Source organism: Ruegeria sp. L12 (assembly GCF_056531745.1).
The window spans coordinates 137344-159015 of sequence record NZ_JBQFMH010000010.1 but is presented as its reverse complement, the minus strand read 5'-3'; the positions used below and the strand labels follow the sequence as shown (position 1 = coordinate 159015).

At 59.4% G+C, this 21672-nt stretch carries 21 protein-coding genes; 5 read left to right on the top strand and 16 right to left on the bottom strand.

What is annotated here, in order from left to right; genetic code table 11:
* Positions 1-3: 3 nt before the first annotated feature.
* The 3 genes from ACR0K9_RS16445 to ACR0K9_RS16435 form a co-directional block, all read right to left on the bottom strand.
* Positions 4-462, bottom strand: coding sequence for a FixH family protein (locus tag ACR0K9_RS16445; RefSeq protein ID WP_480824790.1), 459 nt, complete (start codon positions 460-462; stop codon positions 4-6).
* 2 nt (positions 463-464) lie between these two features.
* On the bottom strand, positions 465-1892 hold the full coding sequence (gene ccoG / locus ACR0K9_RS16440; RefSeq protein ID WP_480824788.1) for a cytochrome c oxidase accessory protein CcoG: 1428 nt from the start codon (positions 1890-1892) through the stop codon (positions 465-467).
* Between the two features lie 111 nt (positions 1893-2003).
* On the bottom strand, positions 2004-2882 hold the full coding sequence (locus ACR0K9_RS16435) for a LysR family transcriptional regulator (RefSeq protein ID WP_480534182.1): 879 nt from the start codon (positions 2880-2882) through the stop codon (positions 2004-2006).
* Between the two features lie 100 nt (positions 2883-2982).
* Here ACR0K9_RS16435 and ACR0K9_RS16430 point away from each other — a divergent pair, with 100 nt between their 5' ends.
* Complete coding sequence (locus ACR0K9_RS16430; protein ID WP_480534184.1) at positions 2983-3141, top strand: hypothetical protein; 159 nt, start codon at positions 2983-2985, stop codon at positions 3139-3141.
* A 152-nt stretch (positions 3142-3293) separates the two neighbouring features.
* On the opposite strand, the gene ccoP is transcribed toward ACR0K9_RS16430, so the two are convergent.
* The 4 genes from ccoP to ccoN are packed head-to-tail and all read right to left on the bottom strand — an operon-like array spanning position 3294 to position 6700.
* Positions 3294-4157 (bottom strand): cytochrome-c oxidase, cbb3-type subunit III, encoded by an 864-nt coding sequence (gene ccoP / locus ACR0K9_RS16425; protein ID WP_480534186.1) that lies wholly within the window; start codon positions 4155-4157, stop codon positions 3294-3296.
* A complete protein-coding gene (locus ACR0K9_RS16420) occupies positions 4154-4339 on the bottom strand; it encodes a cbb3-type cytochrome c oxidase subunit 3 (RefSeq protein WP_480534188.1) in 186 nt (61 codons plus the stop codon). Before ACR0K9_RS16420 ends, ccoP begins: the two co-directional genes overlap by 4 nt.
* 10 nt (positions 4340-4349) lie before the next feature.
* Positions 4350-5078, bottom strand: a complete 729-nt coding sequence (gene ccoO, locus ACR0K9_RS16415; RefSeq protein WP_480824786.1) for a cytochrome-c oxidase, cbb3-type subunit II — start codon at positions 5076-5078, stop codon at positions 4350-4352.
* Positions 5079-5092: 14 nt separating this feature from the next.
* Positions 5093-6700 carry a cytochrome-c oxidase, cbb3-type subunit I gene (ccoN, locus tag ACR0K9_RS16410; protein WP_480824784.1) on the bottom strand — a complete coding sequence of 536 codons (1608 nt, stop codon included), beginning with the start codon at positions 6698-6700 and terminating at the stop codon, positions 5093-5095.
* A 196-nt stretch (positions 6701-6896) separates the two neighbouring features.
* Between ccoN and ACR0K9_RS16405 the strand changes: the two genes are divergently transcribed.
* A complete protein-coding gene (locus ACR0K9_RS16405; protein ID WP_480824782.1) occupies positions 6897-7736 on the top strand; it encodes a universal stress protein in 840 nt (279 codons plus the stop codon).
* A 53-nt stretch (positions 7737-7789) separates the two neighbouring features.
* Here ACR0K9_RS16405 and ACR0K9_RS16400 read toward each other — a convergent pair whose 3' ends face one another.
* Complete coding sequence (locus ACR0K9_RS16400; RefSeq protein ID WP_480534196.1) at positions 7790-8044, bottom strand: GlsB/YeaQ/YmgE family stress response membrane protein; 255 nt, start codon at positions 8042-8044, stop codon at positions 7790-7792.
* A gap of 45 nt (positions 8045-8089) precedes the next feature.
* Positions 8090-8833, bottom strand: a complete 744-nt coding sequence (gene fnrL, locus ACR0K9_RS16395; RefSeq protein WP_480534198.1) for a transcriptional regulator FnrL — start codon at positions 8831-8833, stop codon at positions 8090-8092.
* A 61-nt stretch (positions 8834-8894) separates the two neighbouring features.
* Between fnrL and hemN the strand changes: the two genes are divergently transcribed.
* Together hemN and ACR0K9_RS16385 are read left to right on the top strand one after the other, a co-directional pair.
* Positions 8895-10250, top strand: coding sequence for an oxygen-independent coproporphyrinogen III oxidase (hemN, locus tag ACR0K9_RS16390; protein WP_480824780.1), 1356 nt, complete (start codon positions 8895-8897; stop codon positions 10248-10250).
* A 215-nt stretch (positions 10251-10465) separates the two neighbouring features.
* Positions 10466-12394 (top strand): elongation factor G, encoded by a 1929-nt coding sequence (locus ACR0K9_RS16385; protein WP_480824778.1) that lies wholly within the window; start codon positions 10466-10468, stop codon positions 12392-12394.
* 257 nt (positions 12395-12651) lie between these two features.
* Here ACR0K9_RS16385 and ACR0K9_RS16380 read toward each other — a convergent pair whose 3' ends face one another.
* From ACR0K9_RS16380 to ACR0K9_RS16360, 5 genes are all read right to left on the bottom strand, one after another.
* Complete coding sequence (locus ACR0K9_RS16380) at positions 12652-14229, bottom strand: ABC transporter ATP-binding protein (protein ID WP_480824776.1); 1578 nt, start codon at positions 14227-14229, stop codon at positions 12652-12654.
* The gene (locus ACR0K9_RS16375; protein ID WP_480824775.1) at positions 14226-15332 is read right to left on the bottom strand and encodes an ABC transporter permease; all 1107 of its coding nucleotides are present in this window, start codon (positions 15330-15332) and stop codon (positions 14226-14228) included. Before ACR0K9_RS16375 ends, ACR0K9_RS16380 begins: the two co-directional genes overlap by 4 nt.
* Positions 15333-16427, bottom strand: coding sequence for a microcin C ABC transporter permease YejB (locus ACR0K9_RS16370; RefSeq protein ID WP_480824773.1), 1095 nt, complete (start codon positions 16425-16427; stop codon positions 15333-15335).
* A 1-nt stretch (position 16428) separates the two neighbouring features.
* On the bottom strand, positions 16429-18339 hold the full coding sequence (locus ACR0K9_RS16365) for an extracellular solute-binding protein (RefSeq protein WP_480824771.1): 1911 nt from the start codon (positions 18337-18339) through the stop codon (positions 16429-16431).
* A gap of 175 nt (positions 18340-18514) precedes the next feature.
* Positions 18515-19024 carry a c-type cytochrome gene (locus ACR0K9_RS16360; protein WP_480824769.1) on the bottom strand — a complete coding sequence of 170 codons (510 nt, stop codon included), beginning with the start codon at positions 19022-19024 and terminating at the stop codon, positions 18515-18517.
* A gap of 121 nt (positions 19025-19145) precedes the next feature.
* Between ACR0K9_RS16360 and ACR0K9_RS16355 the strand changes: the two genes are divergently transcribed.
* The gene (locus ACR0K9_RS16355; RefSeq protein ID WP_480534216.1) at positions 19146-19979 is read left to right on the top strand and encodes a prephenate dehydratase; all 834 of its coding nucleotides are present in this window, start codon (positions 19146-19148) and stop codon (positions 19977-19979) included.
* Positions 19980-19991: 12 nt separating this feature from the next.
* Here ACR0K9_RS16355 and ACR0K9_RS16350 read toward each other — a convergent pair whose 3' ends face one another.
* Positions 19992-20459: an SRPBCC family protein gene (locus ACR0K9_RS16350; RefSeq protein ID WP_480824767.1), complete on the bottom strand. Its 468-nt coding sequence runs from the start codon at positions 20457-20459 to the stop codon at positions 19992-19994.
* A gap of 39 nt (positions 20460-20498) precedes the next feature.
* Positions 20499-21482 carry an NAD(+) diphosphatase gene (nudC, locus tag ACR0K9_RS16345; RefSeq protein ID WP_480824765.1) on the bottom strand — a complete coding sequence of 328 codons (984 nt, stop codon included), beginning with the start codon at positions 21480-21482 and terminating at the stop codon, positions 20499-20501.
* Positions 21483-21672 lie beyond the last annotated feature (190 nt).

The window sequence follows — 21672 nt, the reverse complement described above, 5'->3', positions numbered from 1 at the left end:
GGGTCACCCTTTCACATACAGCGGCACGCGCTGCGCAAACTCGGCCCCGTCCTTGGCCTTGGCGACCAGCCGGATGTTCCAGTTCCCCTTGCCCAAGGCCGCAGGGGCCGCATAGGCCAGACCATCAAAGGTGAAATCCGGCGAGAAATCGTCTTTCACATGGGTCGCGCGGCCAACCACCGCCTGCAATTCGGCTACTTCAACGGGTGCGCCGGTCGGATCGATAATACGCAGCACCAGCAGACCGCCGGTCACCTCGGCCTTGATCTCCCATCCCAGCGCCTGTTGCTCTTGCAGGCGTTCATTGAACTCCTGACTGGCGACGTAAGAGTTCTTGACCTCAAGCCCCGGGAAAGTTTTCACCGCACTATAGGCCAATATCAGATTCACCGTGATGATCACGCCAAAGGCTGCGACGAACACCGCCAATGCGTGTTTGCCGGTGAATTTTCGCTCTGCCATGCTCAGTTTCCTCGTCCGTTGAACGTGGTGTCTTTATACGCCCGCTCGCCGCTTTCAAGGTCTTCCACCCAGATGCGGACCGATGTGCTGTTCATAGCGGCCGGGCCGGTGTCCTTCGCAGCCGTGATGTAGACCCGCGTCAATTGTGCCGTATCCGCAGCGACATTGACAGTATCACCTTCAATGCCCTCAATTTCGATCTGCAACGACGGATCACCTGCCAGCGTCAATATAAAGGGCCGCTCTTCACCGTGCTTGTTGCGCAGGCGCACGTCATAGGTGTTGCGGATCGTGCCATCCGAAAGGGTGACAAAAGTCGGGTTCCGCACCGGCGCGACCGTCAGGTCGATATCCGAGCGGATGAACAAAGCGAACAGCAGTGCAAACCCGACCAGAGACCACAGCGCCGTATAAAGGATCGTGCGCGGTCGCAAGATGTGCTTCCAGACGTTTTTGGGCGGTTTTCCTGAACGTTCATTCGCCTCATCACTCAGCGCCATATAATCGATCAGGCCGCGCGGTTTGCCGATCTTGGCCATCATGTCGTCACAGGCGTCGATACACAGCGCACAGGTGATGCACTCCAGCTGCTGCCCATCGCGGATGTCGATGCCGACCGGGCAGACATTCACGCAGGCCATACAGTCGATGCAGTCGCCCAGCTCGGAATCCGCAGTTCGTTTCCCTTTGCCGCGAGGCTCACCCCGCCATTCGCGGTAGCCGACGACCAGAGTATCCTCGTCCATCATCGCTGCCTGAATACGGGGCCACGGGCAGGCGTAGATACAGATCTGTTCGCGGGCAAAGCCGCCGAAGAAAAAGGTGGTGGCGGTGAGAATCAGCATGGTGGTGTAGGCCACCGGATGCGCATTGCCGGTCACCAGATCGCGGGCCAGTGTCGGCGCATCGGCGAAATAGAACACCCAGGCCCCGCCGGTGGCGAGGCCGATCAGAAACCAGACCACCCATTTGGTCAGCCGCAGGCGCGCCTTGCGGAAATCCAGCTTTTTCTGCCGGTGCAGGCGCAGACGGGCGTTGCGATCCCCCTCGATCCAGCGTTCGACCAGAATGTAAAGATCGGTCCACACGGTCTGCGGGCAGGCATAGCCGCACCAGACCCGGCCCAGCGCCGAGGTGAACAGGAACAGCCCCAGCCCGGCCATGATCAACAATCCGGCGACGAAATAGAACTCGTGCGGCCAGATTTCGATCCAGAAGAAATAGAACCGCCGGTTGGCCAGATCCAGCAGCACCGCCTGATCCGGAAGGCTTGGCCCACGATCCCATCTGATCCACGGCGTGACATAGTAGATGCCCAGCGTCACCGCCATGATGATCCACTTCAGATTGCGGAACGGGCCGGACACCCTTCTCGGGAAAATCGGCTCTCTGGCGGCATAGAGACTGGGGGTGGGGTTGGAATCGCTCACAGGCTGGCTCCGCAACTGGCTTTTCTGAGTATGCCTTGTTCCAGAACACGGTGCGAGAGACTTTGACATGGGTCAAAACGCGCATCGTACAGACATCTTTTCTCGTTCTTGTTACCGCGCGCTGCGCGCTTCGCGTTTCAGCCAGTTGATGAATGTCTTCACGGATGGCCTAAGTGCTGATTTTTGTGTCACAATATGATATCCACGCGTATCAGGTTCGGCGAAAAGCTCGACGATGCGGCCCGCTGCGATATCGGCTTCGACGAATTGTCGCACGGTGACCGTGACCCCCTGCCCCGACCTCAGGCCATCCAGCAGAAGATTGCCCGGCAGCTGCGTGCGCCCCGCGCCGCGTTCGGGTCCGACACCGCGCTCGGTCAGCCATTTCGTCGCCTCAGTAGTGCCGATTTCCTCGAGCCAGGGTAACTGCGCAAGCTCTTGCGGGGACCAGTCTACTTTGCCCCCCAAGAGCGTGGGCGAGGCTACAATGACCATCGGTGTCTGCAACAACATCTGGCAATCTACCCCCGGCCAGCCACCGGCGCCATATCGGATGGCCACATCCACCCCGCCCGGGCGCAGGTCGACCACCTCGAAGGTCGGGTCCAGGATCAGGTTGACCTCGGGGTGCGCGGCACGAAAGCCCGGCAGGCGCGGCATCAGCCAGGACGCGGCAAAGGATGAGGTCAGCGAGACATGAACCGGGCGGTCTTGCCCCGAGCGGGCCAGATCACCCACCGCCGCCGCGATCGCGCCAAAGCCCAGATGCAGGGCACGGGCCAGGTGCTCTCCGTCACCGGTCAGGGTCAACGCCTTGCCCGAACGGTCCAGCAGCGCAACGCCCAAGTGCTTTTCCAGCGCGCGCAATTGCTGACTGATGGCGGCGTGGCTGACATTGAGCGCGGCACCGGCATCAACAACATTTCGCTTCTCGGCAAAGGCAGCAAAGGCTCTGAGCGCGGCCAGCGGCGGTAGGTTGAGCCAATCCATATGTAATTCCAACTTACATAATGAAACGGTTATTGAGTCGCATTTTGCGCCTCAAAGGTCAATCTTTTTAACAGAAACATCCTCGCACAGGAGCAACACCATGCTGACCGTCTTTGCCCGATCGTTCATGACCGTGACGCGGATCAACGCACCACATATTCGCGACGCACCTAAACCGAACCGCCGCAAATCGCGCTGGTTGCCCGAACATCACTGGTGGAGAGAACATCCGCGCGCGGCAGATCTGGACGATCTTTGAACCATATGGTTCTGCCGGTTCTGGACCCCGGCAACGCCAAACTCTATTGTTTGGAAAGTCGGCACCGGCTGTTCTGGAAACGCGCGAACAGATGGAACAGCCGGTGCCTCAGCCTTCGGGCGGGTGACCGCCCGGAGGTGTTCTTTTAACCCTTACTGACCGCCACCCAATTGGTGGACATAGGCAGTTACAGCGCGGATCTGCGCATCGGTCAGGCGGTTTTCCCACGATGGCATCACGCCGAAGCGGCTGTTGGTGACCGTCTCGGTCAGGGCCTCTTCGCTGCCACCATAGAGCCAGATCGCGTCGGTCAGGTTCGGCGCACCCTGGAAGACATCGCCCGTGCCGTCTTCGCCGTGGCAAGCCGCACAATTGTCTTCGAAGACAACCTTGCCTGCCTGGGCCGCAGCATCATCGGTCTGGGCGTTGGTCAGGGACATGACATACTGCACCACCTGAGTGATCTCGTCATGTTCGAGGATTTCACCAAAGGCCGGCATCTCGGAATAGCGCGCATCGTCGCTTTCTTCGTTCCGGATGCCATAGGCGACGGTGGTCTCGATGTCCTCAAGCGATCCGCCCCACAGCCATGCGTCGTCCAGCAGGTTCGGGAAACCTGGTGCACCCTGCGCACCCGAGCCGTGGCACTGTGCGCACCAGGTCCGGAATACGGCACCGCCTGCGTTCACGGCGTATTGCTGCAGCTCTGCATCGGCCGAGATCTCTTCCAGCGGGGTTTCGACCAGCTTGGCATTCCACGGTGCGTTTGCTTCTTCGAACGCAACCATATCCTGTTGCACCAGCTCGCGTGAGGACCAGCCCAGCACACCGGCGGTTGCCGATTGAACCAGAGGCCACGCGGGATACATGACCGTGTAGATCACACCCCAAAGGATGGTGGCATAGAAAGTCCACAGCCACCAGCGCGGCATCGGGTTGTCAAACTCTTCGATACCGTCCCAGCTGTGACCCGTTGTATTCGGATCACCCGGCTGTTTTTCAGGTGTCTTGCTCATGGCCGCGCCTCCTTGGATGTGGCGGGTTTGTCTTCATGCCGGAACGGGATGTTGGCGGTGTCCTTGTATTCCTTGCTGGCACCGGGGCGGAATACCCAGATCACGATGCCCAGGAAGAAGGCGAACAACAGAAGCAACATCCAGCTGTCCGCAAACTGTCTGAGGATTGTGTACTCTTCCATCACACTCTCCTTAGCGGCTTGCATCAGGCGTGAAGGTCGAGAAATCGACCAAAGTGCCCAGCATTTGCAGATAAGCGACCAGCGCGTCCATCTCGGTCAGGTCAGACTGACCATCGAAGTTCCGCACATTGACCTTGTCGCCATAGCGTTCCAGCAGCCCGTCATAGTCGCTGTCGGGGTCGGCCTGAGCACGGAAATCCGCCACTGCGTTTTCCAGCATCTCCTCGGTGTAAGGCGTGCCGACCAGCGCGTTTGCCGCCATGATGTCACCGATATACTTACCGTCCAGTTTGGTGTCTTCGAGGAAGCCGTATTTCGGCATCACCGATTCAGGCACCACCGATTGCGGATCGCGCATGTGGTCCACATGCCACTGGTCCGAATATCGGCCACCGACACGGGCCAGATCAGGCCCGGTGCGCTTGGACCCCCACTGGAACGGATGGTCATACATCGATTCAGCCGCCAGCGAATAGTGGCCGTAGCGTTCGACCTCGTCCCGCATCGGGCGGATCATCTGGCTGTGGCAGACATAGCAGCCTTCACGCAGATAAACCTCGCGCCCCGCCAGTTCGAGAGGGGTGTAGGGCCGCATGCCCTCCACCTTCTCGATGGTGTTCTCAAGATAGAACAGGGGTGCGATCTGTACGATGCCGCCGATGGTCACGACCAGAAAGCTGAAGATCAGCAGGAGGGTCGCGTTGGTCTCGAGGATCTTGTGTTTGTCGAGAATTGCCATTGCTCCGGCCCTCCTTATTCAGCCGGGACCGCAACGGTCAGGCTGGCCTCTTTGGCCGGCGCTTTCCGCACAGTCATCCACAGGTTGTAGCACATGATCAGCGAGCCAGCGAGGAACATAACCCCACCCAGACCACGCACTACATACATCGGGAACTTGGCCGCCACGGTGTCGGCGAACGAGTTCACCAGGAAGCCGTTGGCATCCACTTCGCGCCACATCAGGCCTTCCATGATGCCGGTCACCCACATCGACGCGGCGTAAAGCACGATGCCGATGGTGGCGAGCCAGAAGTGCCAGCTGACCATCTGCAGCGAATACAGACGCTCGCGCTTCCACAGGACAGGCACAAGGAAGTACAGCGCACCAAAGGTGATCATGCCGTTCCAACCCAACGCGCCCGAGTGCACGTGACCAATGGTCCAGTCGGTGTAGTGGCTCAGTGAGTTCACCGCGCGGATCGACATCATCGGGCCTTCGAAGGTGGACATGCCGTAGAAGCCGACCGAGATCACCATCATCCGGATCACCGGGTCGGTGCGCAGCTTGTCCCACGCGCCCGACAGGGTCATCAGACCGTTGATCATACCGCCCCAGGACGGCATCCACAGGATCACCGAGAACACCATGCCCAGCGTCGAGGCCCAGTCAGGCAGCGCGGTATAGTGCAGGTGGTGCGGACCGGCCCAGATATACAGGAAGATCAGCGCCCAGAAGTGGATGATCGACAGCTTGTAGCTGAATACCGGACGCTCGGCCTGTTTCGGGATGAAGTAGTACATCATGCCCAGGAAGCCCGCGGTCAGGAAGAAGCCCACAGCGTTGTGGCCGTACCACCACTGGATCATGGCATCCTGAACACCTGACCAGACGATGACCGATTTCGAACCCCAGATGCTGACGGGCACGGTCATGTTGTTGACCAGGTGCAGCATGGCGACGGTGACGATGAAGGCCAGATAGAACCAGTTGGCCACGTAGATGTGGGGCTCTTTCCGTTTGATGATCGTGCCCAGATATACGGCCAGATAAGCCACCCAGACGACGGTCAGCCACAGGTCGACATACCATTCCGGCTCGGCATATTCCTTCGACTGGGTACCGCCCAGCAGATAGCCGGTGGCGGCCAGAACGATGAACAGCTGATAGCCCCAGAAAACGAACCACGCCAGATTGCCACCCCACAGGCGCGCGGCGCTGGTGCGTTGCACGACATAGAACGAGGTTGCGATCAGCGCGTTGCCGCCAAAGGCGAAGATCACCGCCGAAGTGTGCAGCGGCCGCAGGCGACCGAAGTTGGCATAGCCCTGCGCCCATTCGAAGTTCAGCCCCGGAAAGGCCAGCTGGAACGCAATAAAGGTCCCCGCCAAAAACCCGACCACACCCCAAAAGGCAGTTGCGATCACGCCATAGCGGATCACGTCATCCATGTATTCTGCTGAGCGATCTACAAGAATATCTGGCTCATCGGTGTTTCGAAGCGTCCAGATGAACAACCCGGCGGCGATAATCATCACCAGAATTGCGTGCACCTGATACGCCAAGTCCCGTGCATAATTGGACCCGATCGCGGCGAACACCACGACCAGCCCAAGCACGATCAGCTTGATGTAATTTGACATATTGCGTCCCTTTGCCATGCCTCGTGCGATTCTTTATGCCACACGAAACCCTTTTTGACTGCATGCTGTAATGCAGCGAGGGCGCTTATGACGCTTTGATCTGCATCAAGACAAGCCTGTGTTTAATGTGACAGGTTTTTTGTCAGGAAACCGACGGGCGCGCTGCACAAGGCCGCGCTGAAATCATGAGGGCGACATGGCATATAAATCCCTACTGACGGTCATGACCGAAACCAGGCTGTCTCAGTCAGCTCTGGCACAGATGGTGGCGCTGGCCGAGGTGCAGGACGCCCATGGCGAGGCCCTGTGCCTGGGCGTCGACCGCAGTCAGACTGGGTATTACTACGCCGGGGCCAATGCGTTGATTCTGCAGGAAACCCTGAGCCGCGCCAATGCCGAAGCCGAAGAGGTTCTGGCCTGCGCCGAGGATTACCTGGGCAAATCCGGCATCCGCTGGTCAGCCGAGAATGGAGTGGCCCAGATCGCCGATATCGGGCGCCACGTTGCGCGCCGGGCACGATTCTCGGATCTGGTTGTATTGCCCCGGCCCTATGGCAAGGACCGCGACGCCGAGGCCGAACCGATCGTCGAGGCCGCCATGTTCGAAGGCCACGCTCCGGTTCTTCTGGTGCCGGACAACGCCGAACCGGTCAGGCAACCCGGTACCGTCATGATCGGCTGGAACGAAAGCATCGAGGCGATGCGAGCGATCCGTTGTGCCATGCCCTTCCTCAAACAGGCGGAACTGGCGCGAATCGTGGTCATCGACCCGCCGCGTCACGGGCCCGACCGCTCTGATCCCGGCGGAATGCTGTCGCAGATGCTCGCACGGCACGGTGTGAAATGTGAGATTGACGTGCTGAGCAAAACCATGACCCGCGTCTCGGACATTCTGAACCGCCACGCGGCGGACACCGATGCGGACATGATCGTGATGGGCGCCTACGGCCATTCCCGGTTCCGCGAAGCCATTCTGGGCGGAGCCACGCGCAATATGCTCGAGCAGTCGGAGATTCCGGTGTTTCTGGCCCACTGAGACACATTGAGGTCTTAACAAAAGTCGCCCTGACGTGGGGCGACTTTTGATGTTCAGGCCTTTCGGACTAAGCCGATCAGAAACAGCAATATCACCGCGCCCACGGTGGCAAAGAAAATCGAAGAAAACAGGCCCCCGCCAACCCCAAAGCCCAGCGCGGGAAAGATCGTGCCCGCCAGGAATGCGCCGACGACTCCGACGACAATATTGCCGATCAGGCCGAAGCCGCGCCCTTCCATGATCTTGCCGGACAACCACCCGGCTATCGCACCGATGACCAACATCGCCAACACACTGCTGAATACCATGGCTTGCTCCTGATTTTGTGGGGGTCGCGCCGACAGGGTGCGGCGTCAGACCAGAAATCCACCATCCGTGTCGTCGCCGGCCTCTTCCATCAGGCGGCCCATATCCGGGATGGTGACGTGACGTTTGGCCTCCAGCTCGATCACCCGGTCCTTTTTCAGCGCCGACATCTGACGGCTTACCGTTTCCAGCGTCAGGCCCAAATAATCCGCCATCGCCTCACGCGTCAGCGGCAGGTCGAATACAATTTGTCCCGCCATGCCGGATTGGTGGATCGACGCATCCCGCCGGGCGATGATCGACAACAGGCTGGCGATCTTCTCGCGCGCGGTCTTGCGTCCGAGAACAAGCATCCATTCGCGCGCCGCGTCCAGCTCGTCCAGCGTCATCTCAAGCAATCGCTGCGCGATGTGCGGCGTGGTCGTCATCATCTCTTCGAACGGCTTCTTGCGGAAACAGCACATGACCAGATCGGTGGTCGCGACCACGTCGTAAGGTGCAGAATCACGGCCCGGACGGCCAACGAAATCGCTGGGCAGCAACAGGCCCACCATCTGCGTGCGGCCATCTTCCATCGTTTGCGTCAGCGAAGCGATCCCGGACACGACGGAGCCCACAAAATTCATCGGGTCGCCGGACCAGATGATATTTTGGCCAGCTTCAAAGCTGCGGTAATATTTAATGCTTTCAAGCTCTTCGAGCTCGTCTTTTTCGCAATGAGCACACACCGCCCGATGACGGATCGGGCAGTCCTGACAGTTCCCATGCTCAACAAAAGCTTTTACATTCATCCGCGCGCCCACTTGATCTCAGTCAAAGTATCGAAGCAATCCCTGTTATAGCTCTAGCGCCATGACAATCAAAGCTCAATTGGCGCGGCTTGGACTATTTGACGCGAAGGTACCGCGTTATACAAGCTATCCGACCGCCCCCCATTTCAACAATGATGTGGGCCCCGACCTGTACGCAGACTGGATCTCCGGCATCGCGCCCGGCAGCTCCATCTCTCTATATATCCACGTCCCGTTCTGCCGCAGGCTCTGCTGGTTCTGCGCCTGCCGCACGCAAGGCACCCAGACCGACAACCCGGTCATCGCCTATGTGGATGTGCTAAAGGCCGAGCTTGACCTGCTGGCCGCGCGCCTGCCTCAGGGTGTGACTCTGTCCCGCCTGCATTGGGGCGGTGGCACACCGACCCTGCTGAACCCCGATCTGATGCGCGATCTGGCGTCGCGAATCCTGGAAGTGGTTCCTTTGGGTCCGGACGCCGAGTTCTCGGTCGAAATCGACCCCAATGAGATCGACGAGGCGCGGCTGCACGCGCTGGCCGAATCCGGCATGAACCGTGCCTCGATCGGAGTGCAGGATTTCGATGACGAAATTCAGAAAACCATCGGGCGCATTCAGGGCTATGACGTCACCCGCAATGCGGTGGACATGATCCGCGCACGTGGCATCACCAGCCTGAACGCCGATATCCTTTATGGTCTGCCGCATCAGACCAAGGCGCGAATGACGGAAAGCGTGCAGAAGCTGCTGTCGCTGTCGCCAGACCGCGTAGCGCTTTATGGTTATGCGCATGTTCCGTGGATGGCCAAGCGGCAACAACTGATCCCATCGGACGCGCTGCCCACGCCGGAACAACGTCTGGAACTGTTCGAGACCGCCCGCCGCCTGTTCCTGTGGGACAAATACGCTGAGATCGGCATTGACCATTTCGCGACGCAGGATGATGGCCTGACAAAGGCGCTGAACGCCGGGCGGCTCAAGCGCAACTTCCAGGGCTATACCGACGATCAGGCGGATGTTCTGGTTGGCGTCGGGGCCAGTTCGATCTCGCGCTTCCCGCAAGGTTACGCCCAGAACGCCTCGGCCACGTCGGCCCATACCAAGGCCATCCGCAACGGACAGTTTTCGACGGCGCGCGGGCATCTGTTCAAGGGGCAGGACGTGCTGCGTTCACGCCTGATCGAAGCGCTGATGTGCGATTTCCAGATCGACACGGCGGAAATTCTGCGCGATCACGACATCTCGGCCCGCGAGTTGCAGCAGATGTACCAGTCGACCAACGCCGCGTTCGAAAATCTTCTGCAGATCACCGATAAAGGGCTGTTCATTCCCCCGGAAGCCCGCGCACTGACCCGCATGATTGCCCGGAACTTTGACGCCTATGACCTGAGCAAGGCAGGCCACAGCTCGGCGATTTGACGCTTTTGGGCCGGTCGGTCGCCTGACCGGTTCCTTTCGAACCTGCATGAGGGGCTTGACGCCCGCCTCTGGTTTTCTCCACACTTGAAGGGTGGAGAGCCGCATCTCTCCGCCGCCTGAGGCAGGCCGAGTACCAGACAGACCCGTACCGACGCATTCGCGTCGGACAGCCCTTTTCGTGCAGCCAAGTTGCAACTGAAAGAGGGACAGCACCCATGCGCGTTTTCACCGTCCTCGGCCCCAGCCAATCGGGCAAATCCACCTTGGTCGAAGCGATCAGCCGCCTCGACGGGCGGCCCACCACATTCGATATTGCCGGAACCGTGCATCTGCACGGTTTTTCTTACTTGGACGAGCCATGGTGTGCGGTGGACGTGGACGGCGGCGGCGATTCATTGGCCTATGTCGGCCCGGCCATGGCCATCTCGGACGCGGCCGTGGTCGTGGTACCGCCCGACCCGGACGCCGCCGTGCTATGCGCCCCGTATCTGAGGTTGGTTGAAGAGGCAGGCATTCCCTGTTTCCTGTTTATCAACCGCATAGACAGCCCCAATGGCCGCATCCGCGACATTGTTGCCGCGCTGCAGACCTATTGCACCCATCACATCGCCCTGCGTCAGGTGCCGATCCGCGACGGCGAAAGTATCATCGGTGCCGTCGATCTGATCTCGGAACGTGCCTGGAAGTATCAGGAAGGCCAGCCCTCAGCCCTGATCGAGTTGCCGCAATCGGTGGAAGACCGCGAACAGGAAGCGCGCACCGAACTGCTGGAGACCCTATCGGATTTCGACGATAACCTTCTGGAGCAACTGATCGAAGACAAACAGCCCCCCAGCGAAGAGGTCTATGAGCTGGCTGCGCAGGTCTTGCAGAACCACCAGTTGATCCCCGCCTGTCTGGGCGCGGCCAGCCATGGAAATGGTCTGACCCGGCTGATGAAAGCGCTGCGGCATGAGGCGCCGGAATTCAACATCGCGGCGGACCGGGATGAGGCCGAAGAAAACGCACGTGCCATCGCGGGCTTTGCCGATGTGAAAAAGCATATCGGCAAGATCACCGTGTTGCGCGGTCTGGGCGACGGGGTGAAAGCACACGAAGCTCTGGGCGGCGAAACCGTCGGGAACCTGACCACGCTGGACGCCAAGACCCAGATCGGTGCGCTCGAAGCCGGACAGATCGGTCTGGCCGTGAAATCCGACCATCTCAATCCCGGTTTCATCTATGACAGCGCGGCGGCAACGCCGCTGCCGGAATGGGCCTCTTCACATCCCGCCGCGCATCGACAGGTCGTCTCGCCTGCGCATGAGCGCGATGATGTGCGATTGTCAAACGCGCTGTCCCGTCTGGTCGAGATCGATCCCGGCCTGCATCTGGAACAGGACGAGTTGAGCGGTCATTCCATTCTGGGCTCGCAAGGTCCGCAGCATATGCGGCGCGTTAGCGCCAAGCTGGCCGAAGATTTCGGTATCGAGATCGAGGCCGAGGCCGCCGGAACCGCCTATCGCGAAACCATCCGCACCAAGGTCGATCATCGCCATCGCCACCGCAAGCAATCCGGCGGTGCGGGGCAGTTTGCCGATGTGGTGATATCCATCGCTCCGCTGCCGCGCGGCTCAGGCTTCCAGTTCGAAGAGGTGGTCAAAGGTGGTGCGGTGCCTCGCAACTATATCCCTTCGGTGGAACATGGCGCCAAGGACGCACTGGTCGAAGGGCCTGAAGGCTTCCCTGTCGTGGACGTCAAGGTGACCCTCAGCGATGGTAAACACCATAACGTCGACAGTTCCGATTATGCCTTCCGCACCGCCGGTAAGAACGCCGTGCGCGAGGCGCTGCCCGAGGCGAAACCGGTCGTCCTGCAACCGATCCTGAACGCCGAGATTCATCTGCCGTCAACCTTTGTCGGCGATCTGGTGCCGACGATCAGCTCGCTACAGGGTCAGGTGCTGGGTTTTGAGGGCAACCCCAACGCGTCGGGCTGGGAGATTTTCAACGCCCAACTTCCCGCGGTGGCTCAGGACGAACTGCACCGGACGCTCGCCAGCGCCACCCGCGGCACCGGTTGGGTCAAACTGCAATTCGACCATTATGAAGAACTGCGCGGCCCCGTTCCGAAGTCAGCCGACCGTGAGAAGGCCAACGCCTAAGCAAAATCGTGAATTGCAGAAGGAGTTTGGGAGGATCGAAGGCGCTAGCAGTGTCTTCGCCTCCATCTTTGCATATCTAAAGCTTTGTTTTGAGCCAATCCCAAAGGGGTTTCGCAAACAACACCAAAAAGATAGCGATACAGAGACCAACTTGAGCTTTTAAGGACACCCAGAATTCTTCGCTCATGAAGGCAATCATGCAAGAGACGCCAACGAAGAATGCCTTTCCCACATAGTCATTTCCTTGCTCTTTCACGCTACCCCGCCGCCGCAATCAGTTCACGGGTGTAATCGGTTTGGGCGTTCTCGAACAAGTCTTCGGCGGCACCCATTTCGACCACATCGCCGTTGCGCATGACAATCACGTTGTGGGACATCGCGCGCACGACCTTCAGGTCGTGGCTGATGAAAAGATAGGCCAACCCGTATTTCCGCTGCAGGTCGCGCAGCAGATCGACAATCTGCACCTGCACGGTCATGTCCAGCGCACTTGTCGGCTCGTCCAGAACCAGCAGCTTGGGCCGCAATACCATGGCGCGCGCGATGGCGATACGCTGGCGCTGACCACCCGAGAATTCGTGCGGGTAGCGATCCATCGCGGCGGGGTCCAATCCGACCTCGGTCATCACTTCGGCCACCAGTTCACGCGGGGCGCGGTGGGGGTCGATCTTATGGATCGCCAACCCCTCGGCGATGATCTGCATGCAGGTCATCCGCGGGCTGAGGCTGCCGAACGGGTCCTGAAACACGATCTGCATATCCTTGCGCAATCGGCGCAGTTCACGCGTTGACCAGCGACGCACATCCTGATCGCGGAAAGTGATCCCGCCTTCGGACGCGATCAGCCGCATGATGGCCAGCGCAAGCGTCGTCTTGCCCGAGCCGCTTTCACCAACAATCCCCAACGTTTCCCCGGCGCGGACGCTGAGCGTCGCGTCGTTGACTGCCTTCACATGGCCGACGGTCCGCTTCAGAAATCCGCGCTGGATCGGGAACCAGACCTTGAGGTGATCGGTGCGAGCCACCTCTTCGGCGTTCATCGCAACCGGATCAGGGTGGCCCGAGGGCTCTGCGGCCAGCAATTTTTGCGTATAGGGGTGCTGCGGATTGTCGAAAATCTCGGTGGTTACCCCGGTTTCGACAATTTCCCCGTCTTTCATCACACAGACCCGGTCGGCGATGCGGCGCACGATGCCAAGGTCATGGGTGATGAACAGCATCCCCATATTCTCGGATTTCTGCAGCTCGGCCAGCAGTTCCAGAATCTGCGCCTGAATGGTCACGTCCAGCGCCGTCGTAGGTTCGTCCGCGATCAGGATATCCGGCTTGTTGGCCAGTGCCATTGCGATCATCACACGTTGACGCTGCCCGCCCGACAGTTGGTGCGGATAGCTGTCCAGACGATCCTGCGGGTCGCGGATACCGACCTTGGTCAACAGCTCCACAATCCGGTCCCGCGCGTCGCTGCCCGACACCCCCTGATGCAACGCCAGCGATTCCGCCATCTGTTTCTGGATCGTGTGCAGCGGGTTGAGCGAAGTCATCGGCTCCTGAAAGATAAAGCTGATGTCGTTGCCACGCACATCCATCAGCCTGTCTTCGGACGCGCCGATCATCTCTTGCCCGTCATATGTGACCGAGCCCTCGACAATCGCGCTGTCCCCCAGCAGCGACACGGTGCTGAGCGCGGTGACGGATTTTCCTGACCCGGATTCACCCACCAGCGCCACCGTTTCTCCCCGATCAACGGTGAAGGAAACGCCTTTTACCGCCGCCGAAACCTGCCCATCCTGCCGGAACGAGACCTTGAGGTTGTTCACATCCAGCAGGCTCATGAGAAGGTCTTTCTAGGATCAAACGCATCGCGCACGCCTTCGAAGATGAAGACCAGAAGCGACAGCATGATGGCAAAGGTGAAGAAGGCGGTGAAGGCCAGCCACGGGGCCTGCAGATTCTGTTTCGCCTGCAGGGTCAGCTCGCCCAAAGATGGGGCCGACGAAGGTAGACCAAAGCCCAGAAAGTCCAGCGAAGCGAGACCGCCGATGGTGCCGGTGACGATGAAGGGCATGAAGGTCAGCGTGGCCACCATCGCGTTGGGCAGCATGTGGCGGAACATGATGGTCATGTTGCCCACGCCTAGCGCGCGGGCGGCGCGGACATATTCCAGATTGCGCGCCCGCAGGAATTCGGCGCGCACAACGCCCACCAACCCGGTCCAACTGAACAGGATCATCAGAATCACCAATAGCCAGAAACTTCGCCCGAGAATCGCAAACATGATGATGATGACGTATAGCGACGGCGTCGCCGACCATATCTCGATGATGCGCTGGAAGATCAGGTCCAGCCAGCCCCCGAAAAAGCCCTGAATGGCCCCGGCGAAAATCCCGATCAGACTGGCCACTCCGGTCACCAGCAAGGTGAACAGGATCGACAGGCGGAAGCCATAGATCACGCGGGCCAGTACATCGCGCTTGGTGTCATCCGTGCCCAGCAGGTTCTGGCCATTGGGCGGCAGCGGTGCCGCGCCCGGACGATCCACGCTGGTGTTGAAGGAATAGGGGATCAGGGGCCAGATGGCCCAGCCGCGTTCAAAGCCTTCGGCCTCGAATGTGCCGGCCCTGATCTCGTCAATTATCCCTTCAGGGTCGTCAAAACACTGTTCCAGACCCCCGCTGTCGATCAGGCACATAACCTCGGGGTCGCGATAGATCGCCTCGGTCTGGAAATCGCCGCCGAATTCGGTCTCGGCATAGAAGTTGAAGACCGGCGTGTAGAATTCGCCACGGTATTTCAGCAGGATCGGTTTGTCGTTGGCGATGAACTCGGCAAACAGCGACAGGCCAAACAGGATCGAGAAGATGATCAGCGACCAGAAGGCCCGCCCGTTGCGGCGGAAATTGCGCCAGCGGCGCTGGTTGAGGGGGGAAAGTGCCATCTACCCCTCCCGCTTTTCGAAATCGATGCGTGGGTCGACCAGCACATACATCAGGTCGCTGATGATGCCGACGACCAGCCCCATCAGACCAAAAATGAACAGCGTGCCGAAAATGACCGGATAGTCGCGCGCCACGGCGGCCTCGAACCCCAATCGGCCCAGGCCGTCCAGCGAGAAGATGGTTTCGATAATGATCGAGCCGCCAAAGAACACACCGATGAACACCGCCGGAAAGCCCGCGATCACGATCAGCATCGCGTTGCGGAAGACATGGCCATAGAGAACCTTGCCCTCGCTCAGGCCCTTGGCGCGGGCGGTCATGACGTATTGCTTTTTGATCTCATCCAGAAACGAGTTCTTGGTCAGCAGTGTCAATGTCGCAAAGGCCGAGATTGTCAGCGCGATGATCGGCAACGCTATATGCCAGAAATAATCGGTGATCTTGCCGAACAGGCTGAGGCTGTCCCAGTTATCCGAGGTCAGCCCGCGCAGCGGGAATATCTGCCAGTACGAGCCACCGGCGAACAGCACCAGCAGCAGAATGGCGAACAGAAAACCGGGGATGGCATAGGCCACGATGATGGTTCCGCTGGTCCATGTATCGAAGGTCGACCCGTCCCTGATCGCCTTGCGAATACCCAGCGGGATCGAGACCAGATAGGCGATCAGCGTCGACCACAAACCCAGCGAAATCGAAACCGGCATCTTTTCCACCACAAGATCGATCACGCTGATCGAGCGAAAATAGCTCTCGCCGAAATCCAGTGTCAGGTAATTGCCCATCATGCCGAGAAAGCGTTCGAGCGGCGGTTTGTCGAAGCCGAATTCCTTCTCAAGCTCGGCGATGAACTCGGGCGGCAGGCCTCGGGCACCGACATATTTGTCGTCAAAACCTCCGCCTGCAGGCTCGGCCCCTGCACCAGCATCGCCGCCACCGGCAAAGCCTGCAAAGACGTCGCCCTGACCTTCGATCTGCGCGATGATCTGCTCGATCGGCCCACCGGGCACGAACTGCACCAGCGTGAAATTGACGATCATGATGCCCAGCAGGGTCGGAATGACCAGCAACAGGCGTCTTAGAATATAGGCGCCCATGTTACCGCAGCGCGCCTTTCGCCTTCAGCGCCGCCTCTTTCTCGGGGTTGACCCACCACAGGTCGAGATGGCCCAAATTGAACGGAGGCAGATTTTCCGGGTATTCATACATGTCGTAGTAAGCTGTCCAATAATCCGCGACGTACCCATCAGGGATGATGAAGAACTCATAGCGCAGCACACGGTCCAGCGCCATAAGGGCCGCATCCTGTTCGGCCTGATTTGTGGTATCAAATGATGCCTCGATCACCGCATCTACCAGCGGGCTGGCAAGACCAGCCGGGTTGAACAGGCTGAACGCTGCCTCTTTCGAACCATACATCTGACTAAGCCCGCCACCCGTGGACAGGAAAGAACCGTAGCGGGTCGAATACACCATGTCGTAATCGCGCTCGCGCCGACGCAGGGTAAACTGAGATGGGTCCACCTTTTCCGCCGAGGCATCCACGCCGATGGATTGCAGGTTCTGCACAAAAGTCTCGATCATCGTTGCGGTCGATGTCGGAATGCTGGACGCATACGGGATGTTGACCTTGAGCGTCTGGCCTTCGGCGTTGCGGCGCAGATTGCCGTCACCCACGGGCCAGCCAGCCTCATCCAGCAGTTTCGAGGCTTTGCGCAGATTGCGGCGGTCATTCAGACGGGCCGGGTTGGATTCGTGAACCAGCAGAGCGGGTTCGGTCATGACCTCGGCGGGAACAACATCGCCCAGGGCTTCCAGAAACGCACGCTCCTGACCCTCTGGCGCTTCCTGAGCTTCAATATGCGTACCCTGCACAAATGAACTGCGCGGAGTGTTCAGACCAAACATCAGAGATTCATTGGCCCATTCGAAGTTGAACGCCAGCGCAATTGCCTTGCGCACATTCTTGTCGGCAAATTGCGGCTTACCCAGATTGAACACGAACCCCGACGGAGTCGGCGGGCTGCCATCCGCGATTTCATCCCGCACAACCGATCCTTCGCTCAACTTCGGGAAATCATAGCCCGAGGCCCAGAGCTTGGGGTCGTTTTCGATCCGCATGGTGTATTCGCCTGCCTTGAACCCTTCGAAGGCGGCGGTCTGGTCGGCGAAATACTCCACCCGGATGGTGTCATAGTTATTTCGACCTCGGTTGAAGGGCAGGTCCTTGCCCCAATAATCATCCCGCCGCTTGTAGACGATGCGGCGGTTGATATCGTAGCTGTCCAGCTTGTAGGGGCCGGACCCGACTGCAACCTCAAGCCGGGGTTCATCCAGACGGCGGCTTTCATCCGCCTCAAACCATGCCTTGGAAAACACCGTTGTCGACCCGACAGTCTCGATCAGGCCACGCCGCGTCACATCCGGGCTGAAGGTGAATTTGACGGTATGATCATCCAGCGCCTCGGCCCCGGTTACCATGCGACCGACCGCTTGCGCATAAGACGGAAGACCCTGTTCAATGAACAGCCGGTGACTGAACACAACATCCTCGGCGGTTACGGGCGTACCATCCCAGAATTTCGCCTCTGGGCGCATGTGAAAGATCACGTAATTGCGGCCCTCATCATATTCCATGCTTTCCGCCAGAACACCGTAATACTGGCCAACACTGTCTGCGGTCGACTCGATCAGCGAGTCATATTGCAGGGTGGTCAACGCCCCCGGCCGACCTTTTCGCGAGTATGGGTTCAGCGAATCGAACGTTCCCGACCCGGCCAACGACAACTCCCCGCCCTTTGGTGCATCGGGGTTCACATAGTTAAGATGCGGGTAATCGGCCGGATAATCCAGATTGCCGAAATAGGAATAGCCATGGCTGCGTGTGACGCCTTCTTCGGCGGCCAAAGCCGCATTGCCGCCAGATACCAGGATTGCCGCCGAAATCCCCAACGCCGCTGCCCAGGACTGAAACTCGGGCGGGCGCAATGCGGTCAGAAGGGATTTCATGGTGCTCTTCCTCTGGGTCATTTATCGTCTTCAATGTCGTGCAGGCCAGCTAATTGACCAATGCTTACTGTTGCAAGTTTAGAATGCGTGAACGCTTTGTGAAGTTCTTCTCAGACAAAAAATAAAGCCGCTGCACAGGGCAGCGGCTTTGAAACCTGCAATTCTGATCAGCCGATCAGTTGCCGATTGTCTGCAGATAGGCAATCACATCGGCACGGTCCTGCGGCTTTTTCAGGCCGGCAAAGCTCATCGAAGTGCCCGAGATATAGCTGCTGGGCTTGGTCAGGAAGGCATCCAGCGCTTCGGGCGTCCAGTTGCCGCCATGGGCCTGCATCGCGGGGGAATAGCCGGTGAAGCCGCTGGCCGAAGCCACAGGGCGGTCCACGATACCATAAAGATACGGACCAGTGCTGTTCGCGCCATCTTCCAGCTTGTGGCAAGCGGTGCACTTGCGGAACACTTTGGCGCCTTTTTCCGGATCGGCTGCGGCCAGCATATCTTCGAACACAACCTCTTCACCGTCAGCGCTTTCACCCGAGCTTTCGGTTTCGATAATATAGGAAGCCTCGGCAGAATGGCTGTCAGAGCTATAGAGGACATCCGCCCCCCATTTTGCCAGAAGAAGCACAAGAAAGGTGCCAAACAGGCCGGCTGCGGCCTTGGTAACTGTCATCGTGTCGAACATTTTGATCGCGAGTCCATTTCAGCTGTCTGCGGGGTGTCTAAGGCTTCCCCTGAGAAGAGGCAAGGTATAGACACCGCGACTAAACGCCCAATTCAAGAACTTGTTGCACGGAAACGACCAAATGACCAATCGTATTGCATTTCAGGGAGAACCCGGCGCCTACAGCCACGAAGCCTGCCGCAACGCGCGCCCGGATATGGACGCCCTGCCCTGCCGGACTTTCGAGGATGTGATCGAATCAGTGCGCTCGGGCGAGGCCGATCTGGCCATGCTGCCGGTTGAAAACACCACCTATGGCCGGGTTGCGGATATCCATCGTCTGCTGCCGCACAGCGGATTGCACATTATCGATGAGGCCTTTGTGCGGGTGCATATCAATCTGCTTGGGGTCCCGGGGGCAACGCTCGGCGACATCACCGAGGCGCATTCGCATCTGGTTCTGCTGCCCCAATGCGCCGGGTTTCTGAAACAACACAACATCCGGGGCCGCGTCAGCCCCGATAACGCCCGCGCCGCGCGCGAGGTGGCCGAGGCGGGCGAAATTCATTCGGCCGCGCTGGCCAGTGAACTGGCGGGCGAGATTTACGGGCTGAACGTTCTGGCCCGCCATATCGAAGATCACGGCGACAACACCACACGGTTTCTGGTGATGTCGCGCGAGACGGATATGTCGCGCCGGGGTGACCATGGCATGATCACCAGCTTCATGTTCCAGGTCCGCAACATTCCCGCCGCGCTCTACAAGGCGATGGGCGGATTTGCCACCAACGGCGTCAACATGACCAAGCTGGAAAGCTATATGGTCGACGGCTCGTTCACTGCAACGCAGTTCTATGCCGATATCGTCGGTCACCCCGACGACCGGAACGTACAGCTTGCGATGGACGAGTTGGAACATTTCACGACCAATGTCGAACTGCTGGGCGTTTATCCGGCAGCGCAACCACGCGGGTAAGGGCGCAGTCACCTATACCCCGTGCAGGTGTCGTTCTTCGATCTCTCGTGCGAAGTCGCTGAGGCGGGTCTGGAACTGGCGGCGGAAACGGGATTGGCCCAGTTTCAGCGACTGCAACAGCAATCGCGCAGGCAGCGTCTTTGCCTTGAGAGAGGTCTCGACGCTTAAACGGGTGCGGCGTTGGGACAGCGCCAGCAGTTCGATCACGGAGTCCCCGTTCATGCCCTTGCTGCTGGCCTGAAATCGCATCAGAGAAGATGCTTCGCATTCGGTCAATACCACCGATATCTGGCGCGGTTTGCCCCGAATCTTAAGCTCGGTCTCCCACGCTGTGCCCGCCTGCGGCGCCCCCGACCCGGATACGCGCCGCACCTCGACCCCGCGGCGCAGGGCCATGCGTTCGAAACGCTCGAAATCGGTGATCATGGCGAACACCATCTCGACGGGAACTTCGATATCTTCCTGCGCTGAAAACTGCATCTTGGTTCTTTTCTGCCGCGAGTCGCCGCCAGTGTCTCGTTAGTCCAGCGTATCCGCAAGCCAGTGTTGCAACAAAAAATGCGCAATCGCACCTTTGCGGGCCGGCAGCAACTTGGGGTGATCGCCCGCAAAGGCCTGCATCATCTCGCTCCGGCTGACCCAGATGGCATCTTCAATCTCAACCGGGTCGATCTGTATCTCGGACGACAGGGCCTTGCCCGCGCAGCCAAACATCAGCGAGGCCGGGAACGGCCAGGGCTGGCTGGCTAGATAACTGACTTCGCCCACGGGAACGCCTGCCTCTTCCATCACCTCGCGGCGCACCGCCGCCTCGAGCGTCTCGCCCGGTTCGACAAAACCGGCCAGCAACGAGTACATCCCCTCGGGCCAACCGGGTGAACGGCCCATCAGCACCGAGTTGCCATGGGTGATCAGCATGATCACCACCGGATCCGTACGCGGGAAATGCTGACCTCCGCACGTGGGGCAACTGCGCTGCCAACCGCCCTGAGAAATTTCACTGGCCGCGCCGCACCGGGCACAGAAGCGATGCGTTTCGTGCCAGCCGATCACCGCCTTGGCCGTTGCCGCAAGCTCGGCGTCGCGCGGGCTGAGCCGGGTCATGATCCGGCGCAGTTCGGCAAACACGTGGCCCTCGGGCAAGTCCGGGTGTTGTTGTTCGCTGCGGTCCACGAAGGCCCCGATATCAGACTGATCCAGACCTTCGGCTGCCCAGCCCGAAATATCCATGGCAAACAGCGGCGTGGCGTTGTCTGACAGACCCAGAAGGATCGGCTTTTCAATCACACCACCCGGGCCATTCTGCAAAATTCCATGATCCATCGCGATCAGCGCCAGTTTGTCCAGCGCTTCACCCTGCACCAGAATTTTACCGCGCCACAGCAACAGGCAACGCGCCCGTGGGTCGGCAAAGGCCTGCGCCAGCTTCTCGGGATCGCCCCGCAACAATCCCGCCCGGTCCATGCCCGAGCCGCCAAAAGTGACCTGTTCTGCGCGTTTCATGCCTGTTGTCCTCGCCTGCCGGGCCAAGGGCTGCCATTTCTGTGCCATGGGTGCAACGGATTTTGAGCAAACAAAATATTTTTGCCATGCCGCCGAAAGACCGCAGCAATGCCCCGGAATTTGCACTAAGTCCACCGCAAGGTGAAAAATCTGTTACGTTGACCGTCTGAAGTTGAAATTTTGAAACACG